This is a genomic window from Serratia sp. CY74737, from assembly GCF_052166775.1.
Lineage (GTDB): Bacteria > Pseudomonadota > Gammaproteobacteria > Enterobacterales > Enterobacteriaceae > Serratia > Serratia ureilytica.
Window position 1 is genome coordinate 214,939 of the sequence record NZ_JBJNOF010000012.1, and the last position, 11,100, is coordinate 226,038.

Consider the following 11,100-nt stretch of genomic DNA (forward strand, 5'->3'; position numbering starts at 1 on the left):
TGGCGGTAGGCGGGGTTAACGTGCAGCTATGTAGAAGTGACAAAGCCTACCGATGGATACTGATCAATTAACGACGCAGGTGGCGGACCAGCTGGGCGCGCAGCAGCGGCTGCTGGTGGCGTTTAGCGGCGGCCTGGATTCCAGCGTGCTGCTGCATCTGCTGGCGGCGTTGCGCCGCCAACGTCCGGCGCTGCAGCTACGTGCGCTGCACGTGCATCATGGCCTGAGCGCCTTTGCCGACCGTTGGGTTGAGCATTGCCGCAGCCGGTGCGCCGAGTGGCGGATCCCGCTGACGGTGACGCACGTGCAGGTGGATGCCCGCCAGGGCGGCATCGAAGCGGCGGCGCGGGCGGCGCGCTATGCCGCTTTCAGCACAGCATTGGCGGAGGGCGAAGCGCTGCTCACCGCCCAACACCTTGACGATCAAAGCGAAACCTTCCTGTTGGCGCTCAAGCGCGGCAGCGGGCCGGCGGGGTTGTCGGCGATGGCGGCGCGCGCCACGCTGGGCGAGCACCTGCTGTTGCGGCCGCTGCTGGGCTGCTCGCGTCAAACGCTGGAAAATTACGCGCAACGCCACGGCTTGGCCTGGATAGACGACGACAGCAATCAGGACACGCGCTTCGATCGCAATTTCCTGCGGTTGCAGGTGTTGCCGCAGCTCAATCAACGTTGGCCGCACTTCGCCTCGGCGGTGGCGCGCAGCGCCAGCCTGTGCGCCGAACAGGAACAATTGTTGGACGAGCTGCTGGCGGAACCGCTGCAAAGCCTGTTGGCGGCGGATCGCTCATTGGCGATCGACGGTTTGACGGCCTGTTCGCCGGTGCGGCGCTTCGCTCTGTTGCGGCGCTGGATCGCATTGTTCAACGTTACCATGCCGGCGCGTGAGCAGTTGCAGCGTCTGTGGGAGGAGGTGGCGCTCAGCCGGGAAGATGCCGAACCGCAGCTGCAGCTCGGCGCCTATCAGATCCGCCGTTTCCGAGGCCGATTGCACCTGTTGCCGCCGCTGGCGGCGCTGCGCGATGTGCATCTGCCCTGGCAGCCTGACCAGCCGCTGACGTTGCCGGACGGGCTGGGGCAGTTGGTTGCCGGTGAGGGCGATCTGGCGCTGCGCGCGCCGCTGCCATCGCAGCAGATTAGCATTCGTTTCGGCGGTGTACAGGGCGCGGTGCGCATCGTGGGGCGCGCCCATTCGCGGCCGATAAAAAAACTGTGGCAGGAGCTGGGTATTCCTCCCTGGCAGCGTGAACGCATCCCGTTGATTTATTATGATGAGCAGCTGATCGCCGCGCTGGGCGTATTCGTCTGTGAGGCGGGGCAGGTGCCGGAAGGCGAACGCCCGTGGCGGCTGCGCTGGGAAAAAAATCATAATCGTGAGGAGCAATGATGAAGTTTGTGGAAATCGCGCTGTTGGCCGCCGGCCTGTTCAGCCTGCCGGCGTTGGCGGCGGGGGATGCGGCCGCCGGTCAGGCCAAAGCCGCCGCGTGCGCGGCCTGCCACGGCGCGCAGGGCAAGGTGACGGTGCCGATGTACCCGAATCTGGCCGGGCAGAACGCCATGTACCTGCAGCACGCGTTGCAGGCGTACAAGAAAGGGGAACGCAACGGCGGCCAGGCCGAGGTGATGAAAGCCTATGTGTCGGGATTGTCGGATGACGATATCGCCGATCTGGCGGCTTATTACGCCAGCCTGAAGCCCTAAATGACGAGGGCAGCCGTTGGGCTGCCCTGTTGGGATGGGGTTACCGCTGCTCAGTCCGACAGACTGACGACCACGGTACCGATTTCCGGATGACTGAAACTGCTGATATGGTCCAGACGCAGGTCGCGCTGCTGGCCGTTCTGTTCGATGGTCAGATACTCAACGCGTTTCTTTTGCAGCAGGTCGATCGCCTTGGCCTCGATCACTTCTCCGTCGCGTAACTCCAGCTTCAGAATAAGTTTATGCTGACAGGCGAGTTCCAGGTTGTCGTAGTCATCGCAATTGATGGGTTGGTACTCATCATTCATCAACATAGTCGCTCACCAATAAGTTAGCGGCGGCAAAGGCCGCCTGTTCCCTAACGGAGGACGGTAGCGCGTGGTTCGCTGCGACATCGTCCAATGCCTTTAACGCACAAGCCAGCGCATCAGGCACGTAGCCAAGATCTCCACTGCCAATCTCGGCGTAAGTACGGCGTACTAACTCACAGTATTGTTGCACAGTTTCCTCCCTTAAGAACCTCTGCATCATCAAGACTACTATCGCGATGAGGCGCAGACTCTCGGAGTTTTATCCTATCCTAGACGACTATAGCACAGCTGTTATGGAGTTATCAGCACCCCGGCACGCCTTTCGCACTGCCGCAGCCTGGCCGCGCTGGCGGGGTTTGGCCCTGATCAAGTACACTGTCGCCGGATAATAACGAGGTCACCCATGGCGCTGAAAGCAACCATTTATAAAGCCGCGGTCAATATTGCTGATATGGATCGTCACTTCTACCACGACGCCACGCTGACGCTGGCGCAACACCCGTCCGAAAATGAGCAACGCATGATGCTGCGCCTGTTGGCCTGGATCTGCCACGCCGACGAGCGGCTGGTGTTCACCAAAGGGCTGAGCGCCGACGACGAGCCGGAGATCTGGCAGCGCAACGACCACAACGGGCTGGAAATGTGGATCGAGATGGGATTGCCCGACGAGAAACGCATCCGCAAGGCCTGCAACCAGTCGCCGCGCGTGCTCTTGTACGCTTACGGCGAGCGCGCCGCGCACGTTTGGTGGCAGGCGATGCAGGGAAAAGTGTCCGGCTACAAGAACCTGAGCGTGCGCTTCCTCGATGACGAACAGCTGGCGCGCCTGACGGCGCTGGCCAGCCGCACCATGACGCTGCAGGCAACGCTGCAGGAGGGAACTATTTGGCTGTCTGATGCTCAGAATAGTCTGGAAATCCAGTTTGCCGAGTGGCAGCAGGCACAGGTGTGACCGGTGCTGGAACTGTCAAGAAACGTAGCCATACCGGATAATGAGCTGGAATTGACGGCGATCCGCGCGCAGGGCGCGGGTGGCCAGCACGTGAACAAAACCTCAACGGCGATCCATTTGCGCTTTGACATCCGGGCATCCAGCCTGCCAGAGTATTATAAGGAAAGGCTGCTGGCGCTGAATCATCATCTCATTACCGCTGATGGCGTAGTGATTATCAAGGCGCAAGAGTATCGCAGTCAGGAATTGAATCGCGAAGCGGCGTTGGCCAGATTGGTCGCGCTGATTCAGCAGGCGATGGTGGTGGAAAAAATGCGCAAGGCGACCAAGCCGACCAAAGGGGCAAAATTGCGCCGTTTGGAAGGCAAGGCGCGTAAGGGCGCCACCAAGGCGCTGCGTGGCAAGGTTCGCACTTAGGAATACATGAACACAGTAGGAGAATAACTGTGAAGAAAATTACGGTAGCCCTGTTCTTGGCGGCAGGCGCACTCTCGTTGTTGGGATGCAACAATCATTATCAACCGAAGGAACAACCGCTGCAGGCGATGCCGCAGAGTTATCAAGGGCTGTTGCCTTGCGCCGATTGCGGCGGGCTGGATACGGCGCTGTTCCTGGATGAGGACGGCACCTTTGTGCTGCAGGAAACTTATCGCGGCACCAAAGACGGCGATCAGACCTTCGCCGACTACGGCAAATGGGCGCGCACCGCGGATAAGCTGGTGCTGACTGACAGCACCGGGGAAAAACGCTACTTCCGCCCGGTGGGCAAGAGTCTTGAGATGCTGGATCGCAGCGGCGCGCCGATCGCCTCCAAGCTGAATTATCGTCTGGAGCCGGTCGAGAAGCCATTGCCTAAAACGCCGATGGTGATGAAAGGCAGCTACACCTATATGGCCGACGCGGCGGTGTTCAAAGATTGCGCCACCGGCATCACGTTCCCGGTGGATAACAACATCGCGCTGGAGCAAGGTTACGCCAAAGCCAATAAGAATGCCGGTGAGCCGGTGTTTCTGACTTTCAACGCGCACTTCAGCGTGCAGCCGTCGATGGAAGAGGGGCAGATAGAGAAGGCGGTGGTGCCGGACGGTAAAATCGCGTTCGACCGCAGTAAAAGCTGCAGCAACAACTAACCTCCCCTGTCCCCATGGACATAAAAAAACCCGCCTAGGCGGGTTTTTTATTCGCTGACGCGCGGTGTTTAGCGTTTGATCTGGCCCAGCAGGAAATCAACGATTTCACCGGTTTTGATCATTTGCTTCTCGCCGACGCGGCGGTTTTTGTACTCGATCTCTTCGTTGTCGAGGTTACGGTCGCCGATAACGATAGAGTGCGGCACGCCGATCAGCTCCATATCCGCGAACATCACGCCCGGGCGCTCTTTGCGGTCATCGAGGATCACGTCGATGCCGTGGGAGCGCAGGGTGTTGTACAGCTCTTCGGCCAGCGCCTGCACGCGGAACGACTTGTGCATGTTCATCGGCAGAATAGCGACCTGGAACGGCGCGATGGCGTCTGGCCAGATAATGCCGCGTTCGTCGTGGTTCTGCTCGATGGCAGCGGCCACGACGCGCGTCACCCCGATGCCGTAGCAACCCATGGTCAGCACCTGGTTGCGGCCGTCTTCACCCTGTACGGTCGCTTTCATCGCTTCCGAATACTTGGTGCCGAGCTGGAAGATATGGCCCACTTCGATGCCGCGTTTGATCAGCAGCGTGCCCTGACCGTCCGGGCTGGCGTCGCCTTCCACCACGTTACGGATGTCGGCCACCTGCGGCAGCGGCAGATCCCGCTCCCAGTTGATGCCGAAGTAGTGTTTGCCGTCAACGTTGGCGCCGGCGCCAAAGTCGCTCATCGCCGCTACGCTGCGGTCGGCAACCACCGGCATCTGCAGCTTGACCGGGCCGAGGGAACCCGGGCCGGCGCCGACGATGGCGCGGATCTCTTCTTCAGTGGCGAAGGTCAGCGGCGCGGCAACCTGCGCCAGCTTCTCGGCCTTGATTTCGTTCAGCTCGTGATCGCCGCGCACCAGCAGGGCGACCAGTTTATGGCCGCTCTCTTCGGTGGCGCGCACCATCAGCGTCTTCACGGTTTTTTCCACCGGCAGCTGGAATTGCTCGACCAGCTCGGCGATGGTTTTGGCGTTTGGCGTATCCACCAGGCGCAGCTCTTCGCTGGCCGCCGCGCGCGGCGCTGCCGGAGCGACCGCTTCCGCCAGCTCGATGTTGGCGGCGAAGTCGGAACCGGTGGAGAACACGATATCGTCTTCACCGCTGTCTGCCAGCACCTGGAATTCGTGCGACGCACTGCCGCCGATCGAGCCGGTATCGGCCTGCACCGGGCGGAAATCCAGGCCCATGCGGCTGAAGATTTTGCTGTACGCTTCGTACATCGCGTCGTAAGTCTCCTGCAGAGACTCCTGCGAGGTATGGAAGGAGTAGGCATCCTTCATCAGGAACTCACGGGAACGCATCACGCCGAAACGTGGGCGCACTTCATCACGGAACTTGGTCTGGATCTGGAAGAAGTTCAGCGGCAACTGCTTGTACGAGCTGATCTCGTTGCGGATCAGATCGGTGATCACTTCTTCATGCGTCGGGCCCAGCACGAAAGGACGGTCGCCGCGGTCGACGAAGCGCAGCAGCTCGGGGCCGTATTGCTCCCAACGGCCGCTTTCCTGCCACAGGTCGGCAGGCTGAACCACCGGCATGGACACTTCGATCGCGTTAGCATTGTTCATTTCTTCGCGAACGATGTTTTCAACCTTTTTCAGAACGCGCAGGCCGGTCGGCAGCCAGGTGTAAAGACCGGAGGCCAGCTTGCGGATCATCCCGGCGCGCAGCATCAGTTGGTGGCTGATCACTTCGGCGTCGGCAGGTGTCTCCTTCAGAGTGGAGAGCAGATATTGGCTAGTACGCATGGTGTTTTGGTTCCGTTAGAACTGCAAATTGCATCGGGCTGCCAGAGTGGCGGCCAAAAAGTGATTTAGTTTACCAGCGCGAGCGGGTCGCCAAAAGAGAGGCGGCGGAATTTTAACGCTGGTCGAGCGCCAGTACTTCGGTGTGGCCGTCCACGACGCGCCAGCGCACGTTGAAATCCAGCAGCCAGACGGCGTAATTCCGTTCGACGTCCTCTCCTTTACGATAGGCGGGACGGGGGTCCTGTGCCAGCACCTGGCTGATAAAACGCCTTAATTGCGGGTAGCGCGCCTGATGTTGCTGCAGCTGCTGTTCCGCCTGCGGCGCGAAACGCACCGGCATATCGCCGGCGGGCGCGGCCTGGGCAAAGCCGGCGCGGGCCTGCGGTTGGCTCTCGGCAAACGGCAGATAAGGCTTGATGTCCACCACCGGGGTACCGTCGACCAGATCGAGGCTGCCCAGCTCCAGTGCCACTTCCCCGTTTTTCACCCGTACGCCTTTGAGCTCAATGAGCGACATGCCGAGCGGGTTGGGGCGGAAGGTGGAGCGGGTGGCGAACACGCCCATGCGGGCATTGCCGCCTAAACGCGGCGGGCGTACCGTCGGGCGCCAGCCGCCTTCCATGGTTTGATGGAAAATGAACATCACCCACAGATGGCTGAAATCGCTGAGACCACGAACCGCTTCCGCCTGGTTGTAGGGCGGCAGCAGCAGCAGTTCGCCGCCACCGTCTTCGACCAGCCCCGGTTGGCGGGGCACGGCGAATTTCTCTTTATACGGCGAGCGGATCACGCCGATCTGCTCGAAAACGAATTCGGTCATTTAGACGAGACGTTAAGCGCCGAGCCCTGGCAAACGGCCTGCTGGTAACAACCGGCGACGCCGCTGACAATCTGGCAGTCGTGCAGCAGCACGGCGTTGGCCTTCATGTAAGACGCACGGATTTGCATGCGTTTACGGGCGGTAGCCAGATTCGGTGGGGAGTCTTGTACGGTGGTTTGGCACGATTCGCCGGACACTTCACCCAGATCGCGGAATGGTTTACCCACGAGTTCTTCTGCACTTTTATACAGTTTTACCGGAGCGGGGCGGGCGGCCGGCGTGGTCTTGGCCGGGGCGGTCGTGGTCGGCTTGCTGGTGCTGTTTGTTGAGGATGGCGCGATACGTTGCGATGAACATCCGGCCAGCGCGAGCGCTAACAAACAGAGAGGTAAAACACGCATTGAGATTCCTCTGCCTTAATGAAAGTGGCGCTATTGAAGCAATCTATGGCGGAAATAACAAGACGGGCCTTGGCCCGTCTTGCAATTATAGGAATAAAATTGGTGAATAAGCGCTTACCAGCCTTTCACGGCACCGCCGTTGAAGATTTTGTTGGCGGCGGCGTCAACTTCGTCAGACTGGTAGGCCTGAACGAATTTCTTCACGTTTTCCGCGTCTTTATTATCTTCGCGCGCAACCAGCAGGTTGACGTAAGGCGAGTCTTTATCTTCCACAAACAGACCGTCTTTCGCCGGCGTCAGGCCGATCTGGCTGGCATAGGTGGTGTTGATCACCGCCAGCGCGATCTGCTGATCGTCCAGAGAGCGCGGCAACTGAGGGGCTTCCAGCTCAACCAGCTTCAGGTTTTTCGGATTCTCGGTCACGTCCAGTACGGTCGGCAGCAGGCCAACGCCGTCTTTCAGTTTGATCAGACCGACTTTCTGCAGCAGCAGCAGCGAACGGCCCAGGTTGGTCGGATCGTTCGGCAGTGCGATCTGAGAACCCTCTTTCAGCTCGTCCAGCGATTTGATTTTCTTGGAGTAACCGGCGATCGGGTAAACAAAGGTGTTGCCGACCGGCACCAACTTGTAGCCGCGATCTTTGATCTGCTGATCCAGATAAGGTTTGTGCTGGAAGGCGTTCAGGTCGATATCGCCTTTGCTCAGCGCTTCGTTAGGCAGCACGTAGTCGTTGAAGGTGACCAGCTCAACGTCCAGACCGTATTTCTCTTTCGCCACTTTCTGCGCCACTTCGGCCACTTGCTGTTCAGCGCCGACGATCACGCCGACCTTGATGTGGTTTGGATTCTTTTCATCCTGGCCGCAGCCCGCCAGAGCCAGAGTGCCGATCAGTGCGCCAATTGTCGCGATGGATTTAAATGTTAACGACATATCCCTTCCTCATTAGACTCGCATTAATATGCTGTGAAACTATTTATGGGTAACGGCTTTGACGATGCGATCGCCGCAGAATTGGATCAGATAAACCAAAACTACCAGTAATACTAATACGGTATTCATAACTGTGGCGTTATAACCGATATAACCGTATTGGTAACCGATTTGGCCCAGGCCGCCGGCGCCGACCGCGCCGCCCATGGCGGAGTAGCCCACCAGGGTGATCAGGGTGATGGTCGCGGCGTTGACCAGGCCAGGCAGGGCTTCCGGCAGCAGCACTTTCTTGATGATCTGCATCGGCGTGGCGCCCATGGCGCGCGCCGCTTCCACCAGACCGGACGGGATCTCCAGCAGGGCGTTTTCCACCATGCGCGCGATGAACGGCGCGGCGCCGACGGTCAGCGGCACGATCGCCGCTTGCAGACCGATCGAGGTGCCGACGATCATGCGGGTAAACGGAATCATCCAAACCAACAGGATAATGAACGGGATGGAACGGAAGATGTTCACCAGCCCGGACAGGATCTTATACAGCGAATTGTTGGCGATGATCTGCCCCGGGCGGGTGACATACAGCAGCACGCCGACCGGCAGGCCGAGCACGAAACCGAAAAAGCCGGAGACAAAGGTCATCATGACGGTTTCCCACACGCCACGTGCCATCAACCACATCATTGCCTCAGACATAACCCAGAACCTCTACTTTTACCTGATTTTCTTGCAGGAACTTAATCGTTGCCAGCGCGTCTTCGTCGCTGCCGTGCAGCTCCGCCAGCATCACGCCGAATTTCACGCCGCCGGCATAATCCATCTGGGCGCTGATAATGTTGTTGTTCACGTTGAAGCGGCGAGCGGCTTCAGACAGCAGCGGCGCATCGACCGACTGACCGGTGAACTCCAGGCGCAGCAGCGGCTGACGGCCGCCCTGACGCTCCGGCGACAGGCGCGCGGCGTAGTCGTCCGGGATATCCAGATGCAGCGTGGACTGAATGAACTGTTGGGCCAGCGGCGTTTTCGGGTGCGAGAACACTTCGCTGACGCTGTCTTTTTCGATCAGCTGCCCCTGGCTGATGACCGCGACCTGGTCGCAGATGCGTTTCACCACGTCCATTTCATGGGTGATGAGCAGAATGGTCAGGCCCAGACGGCGGTTGATGTCTTTCAGCAGTTCCAGGATGGAACGGGTGGTGGCCGGATCCAGCGCACTGGTGGCCTCGTCGCACAGCAGCACTTTAGGGTTGCTGGCCAGCGCACGCGCGATCGCCACACGCTGTTTCTGGCCGCCGGACAGGTTGGCCGGGTAGGCGTCGTGCTTGTCCGCCAGGCCGACCAGTTCCAGCAGTTCGGTCACGCGCTTTTTGATCTCGGCGCGCGGCGTATTGTCCAGCTCCAGCGGCAACGCCACGTTGCCGAACACCGTACGGGAAGAGAGCAGGTTAAAGTGCTGGAAGATCATGCCGATTTGGCGACGGGCGCGCGTCAGTTCGCTTTCCGACAGAGACGTCAGATCCTGGCCATCGACCAGCACCTGGCCGGAGGTGGGGCGCTCAAGCATGTTGGCGCAGCGGATCAGCGTGCTTTTACCGGCGCCGGAGGAACCGATGACGCCATAGATTTGCCCGGCAGGAACGTGAAGGGTCACGTCAGAGAGCGCGGTAATGGTGCGCGAACCCTGCTGGAACACTTTAGTGATGTTAGAAAGTTTAATCATATTCTTCTTATTTTAGCGTGGTTGCCCGTGGCTAGATAAAAGTAAACCTCGGCGTGGAACCAAGGTATGGATCAGATGCTAAGGCGTCTAGACGTCTAAGTCAACGGCCAACGACGTTCTCCGGCGTTCTCAGTACGGGGTAAAACATGCGATACTGTCAGCGTATACAGGCCCTCAGGAGCAAAGCGGTGACACAAAGCGTTCCAGCAATTTTTCTCGATCGTGACGGCACGATTAATGTTGACCATGGCTATGTCCATGAAATCGACAACTTCCACTTTATCGACGGCGTGATCGACGCCTGTCGCGAGCTCAAAAAGATGGGCTTCGCGCTGGTGATGGTGACCAACCAGTCCGGCATTGCGCGCGGCAAGTTCAGCGAAGACCAGTTTATGTACCTGACCGAGTGGATGGACTGGTCGCTGGCCGATCGCGACGTCGACTTCGACGGCATCTATTTCTGCCCGCATCATCCGGAGGCGGCAGTAGAAGAGTATCGCCAGGTGTGCGACTGCCGTAAGCCGCAGCCGGGCATGTTGCTGCAAGCGCAGCAGGAATTGAACATCGATATGGCCGCTTCTTATATGGTGGGTGATAAACCGGAAGACATGCAGGCGGCGATCGCGGCCGGCGTCGGCACCAAGGTGCTGGTGCGTACCGGCAAGCCGGTGACGGAGCAGGGCGAAAAACTGGCCGATTGGGTGCTAAACAGCCTGGCGGACCTGCCGGCAGCCATCAAAAAGCGGGTTTAATAGGCGTTACGAATGAATAGTGAGCGGTCAGATAAAAAATGCATATTAACGCTTGTCATTCTGAACCGGCTCCCTATAATGCGCCTCCATCGACACGGAACATGCGAACAACTTCACAGAGTATCCGGGGTCGCAGAGAAAAAACCTGAAAATTAGGGTTGACTCTGAAAGAGGAAAGCGTAATATACGCCACCTCGAGTTAGCAAGCGAAAGCGCCTAACTCACTGCTCTTTAACAATTTATCAGACAATCTGTGTGGGCACTCCACAAGACAATATCCAGCATCTTCGGATGCAAAAAAATATCAAGTCTTGAAGAGTGACTAACTGAAGTAAAATTCATGCAGTAAATCTTTGAGCATCGCTTCTCGAGTGGAAGCAAATCAAGCTTTTAATTGAAGAGTTTGATCATGGCTCAGATTGAACGCTGGCGGCAGGCTTAACACATGCAAGTCGAGCGGTAGCACAGGGGAGCTTGCTCCCTGGGTGACGAGCGGCGGACGGGTGAGTAATGTCTGGGAAACTGCCTGATGGAGGGGGATAACTACTGGAAACGGTAGCTAATACCGCATAACGTCGCAAGACCAAAGAGGGGGACCTTCG

Annotated in this window: 14 protein-coding genes and 1 rRNA gene; 7 read left to right on the plus strand and 8 right to left on the minus strand. The window is 58.7% G+C overall.

What is annotated here, in order from left to right; all coding sequences use genetic code 11:
* The first annotated feature begins 52 nt into the window (after positions 1-52).
* A complete protein-coding gene (gene tilS, locus ACJ8PE_RS17395; RefSeq protein WP_193160485.1) occupies positions 53-1,384 on the plus strand; it encodes a tRNA lysidine(34) synthetase TilS in 1,332 nt (443 codons plus the stop codon).
* On the plus strand, positions 1,384-1,698 hold the full coding sequence (locus ACJ8PE_RS17400) for a c-type cytochrome (RefSeq protein WP_025304017.1): 315 nt from the start codon (positions 1,384-1,386) through the stop codon (positions 1,696-1,698). The genes tilS and ACJ8PE_RS17400 overlap by 1 nt, the downstream gene beginning before the upstream one ends.
* 50 nt (positions 1,699-1,748) lie before the next feature.
* On the opposite strand, the gene rof is transcribed toward ACJ8PE_RS17400, so the two are convergent.
* Both rof and ACJ8PE_RS17410 read right to left on the minus strand, forming a co-directional pair.
* A complete protein-coding gene (rof, locus tag ACJ8PE_RS17405) occupies positions 1,749-2,012 on the minus strand; it encodes a Rho-binding antiterminator (protein ID WP_004931991.1) in 264 nt (87 codons plus the stop codon).
* Entirely contained in the window at positions 1,999-2,199 is a 201-nt protein-coding gene (locus ACJ8PE_RS17410; RefSeq protein ID WP_033652508.1) for a YaeP family protein, read from the minus strand. Before ACJ8PE_RS17410 ends, rof begins: the two co-directional genes overlap by 14 nt.
* 213 nt (positions 2,200-2,412) lie before the next feature.
* On the opposite strand from ACJ8PE_RS17410, the gene ACJ8PE_RS17415 reads away from it, so the two are divergent.
* Genes ACJ8PE_RS17415 through nlpE form a run of 3 tightly spaced genes read left to right on the plus strand, consistent with a single transcriptional unit; the run spans position 2,413 to position 4,091 of the window.
* Entirely contained in the window at positions 2,413-2,961 is a 549-nt protein-coding gene (locus tag ACJ8PE_RS17415; RefSeq protein WP_197793056.1) for a YaeQ family protein, read from the plus strand.
* Between the two features lie 3 nt (positions 2,962-2,964).
* Positions 2,965-3,378 carry an alternative ribosome rescue aminoacyl-tRNA hydrolase ArfB gene (arfB, locus tag ACJ8PE_RS17420; protein WP_033644893.1) on the plus strand — a complete coding sequence of 138 codons (414 nt, stop codon included), beginning with the start codon at positions 2,965-2,967 and terminating at the stop codon, positions 3,376-3,378.
* 29 nt (positions 3,379-3,407) lie between these two features.
* Positions 3,408-4,091: an envelope stress response activation lipoprotein NlpE gene (gene nlpE / locus ACJ8PE_RS17425; protein ID WP_033644894.1), complete on the plus strand. Its 684-nt coding sequence runs from the start codon at positions 3,408-3,410 to the stop codon at positions 4,089-4,091.
* Between the two features lie 68 nt (positions 4,092-4,159).
* On the opposite strand, the gene proS is transcribed toward nlpE, so the two are convergent.
* From proS to metN, 6 genes are all read right to left on the minus strand, one after another.
* A complete protein-coding gene (gene proS / locus ACJ8PE_RS17430) occupies positions 4,160-5,878 on the minus strand; it encodes a proline--tRNA ligase (RefSeq protein WP_033644896.1) in 1,719 nt (572 codons plus the stop codon).
* Positions 5,879-5,990: 112 nt separating this feature from the next.
* Entirely contained in the window at positions 5,991-6,698 is a 708-nt protein-coding gene (gene tsaA, locus ACJ8PE_RS17435) for a tRNA (N6-threonylcarbamoyladenosine(37)-N6)-methyltransferase TrmO (protein WP_197793055.1), read from the minus strand.
* Complete coding sequence (gene rcsF, locus ACJ8PE_RS17440; RefSeq protein ID WP_025304011.1) at positions 6,695-7,099, minus strand: Rcs stress response system protein RcsF; 405 nt, start codon at positions 7,097-7,099, stop codon at positions 6,695-6,697. Before rcsF ends, tsaA begins: the two co-directional genes overlap by 4 nt.
* 114 nt (positions 7,100-7,213) lie before the next feature.
* Positions 7,214-8,029: a MetQ/NlpA family lipoprotein gene (locus tag ACJ8PE_RS17445; protein WP_033644900.1), complete on the minus strand. Its 816-nt coding sequence runs from the start codon at positions 8,027-8,029 to the stop codon at positions 7,214-7,216.
* A gap of 39 nt (positions 8,030-8,068) precedes the next feature.
* Positions 8,069-8,722 carry a methionine ABC transporter permease MetI gene (locus ACJ8PE_RS17450; protein WP_004932010.1) on the minus strand — a complete coding sequence of 218 codons (654 nt, stop codon included), beginning with the start codon at positions 8,720-8,722 and terminating at the stop codon, positions 8,069-8,071.
* Positions 8,715-9,746 carry a methionine ABC transporter ATP-binding protein MetN gene (metN, locus tag ACJ8PE_RS17455; RefSeq protein ID WP_019455782.1) on the minus strand — a complete coding sequence of 344 codons (1,032 nt, stop codon included), beginning with the start codon at positions 9,744-9,746 and terminating at the stop codon, positions 8,715-8,717. Before metN ends, ACJ8PE_RS17450 begins: the two co-directional genes overlap by 8 nt.
* 188 nt (positions 9,747-9,934) lie before the next feature.
* Here metN and gmhB point away from each other — a divergent pair, with 188 nt between their 5' ends.
* Both gmhB and ACJ8PE_RS17465 read left to right on the plus strand, forming a co-directional pair.
* Complete coding sequence (gene gmhB / locus ACJ8PE_RS17460; RefSeq protein ID WP_025304009.1) at positions 9,935-10,498, plus strand: D-glycero-beta-D-manno-heptose 1,7-bisphosphate 7-phosphatase; 564 nt, start codon at positions 9,935-9,937, stop codon at positions 10,496-10,498.
* Positions 10,499-10,889: 391 nt separating this feature from the next.
* Positions 10,890-11,100: ribosomal RNA gene (locus ACJ8PE_RS17465) — 16S ribosomal RNA — on the plus strand; the annotation flags it as partial.

Excerpts from the sequence above, each read along its gene's own strand:
- ACJ8PE_RS17445 (WP_033644900.1), bottom strand. The coding sequence starts at position 8,029 with ATGTCGTTAACATTTAAATCCATCGCGACAATTGGCGCACTGATCGGC.
- tilS (WP_193160485.1), top strand. The coding sequence starts at position 53 with ATGGATACTGATCAATTAACGACGCAGGTGGCGGACCAGCTGGGCGCG.
- ACJ8PE_RS17415 (WP_197793056.1), top strand. The coding sequence starts at position 2,413 with ATGGCGCTGAAAGCAACCATTTATAAAGCCGCGGTCAATATTGCTGAT.
- ACJ8PE_RS17450 (WP_004932010.1), bottom strand. The coding sequence starts at position 8,722 with ATGTCTGAGGCAATGATGTGGTTGATGGCACGTGGCGTGTGGGAAACC.
- metN (WP_019455782.1), bottom strand. The coding sequence starts at position 9,746 with ATGATTAAACTTTCTAACATCACTAAAGTGTTCCAGCAGGGTTCGCGC.
- ACJ8PE_RS17400 (WP_025304017.1), top strand. The coding sequence starts at position 1,384 with ATGAAGTTTGTGGAAATCGCGCTGTTGGCCGCCGGCCTGTTCAGCCTG.
- tsaA (WP_197793055.1), bottom strand. The coding sequence starts at position 6,698 with ATGACCGAATTCGTTTTCGAGCAGATCGGCGTGATCCGCTCGCCGTAT.
- rof (WP_004931991.1), bottom strand. The coding sequence starts at position 2,012 with ATGTTGATGAATGATGAGTACCAACCCATCAATTGCGATGACTACGAC.
- proS (WP_033644896.1), bottom strand. The coding sequence starts at position 5,878 with ATGCGTACTAGCCAATATCTGCTCTCCACTCTGAAGGAGACACCTGCC.
- rcsF (WP_025304011.1), bottom strand. The coding sequence starts at position 7,099 with ATGCGTGTTTTACCTCTCTGTTTGTTAGCGCTCGCGCTGGCCGGATGT.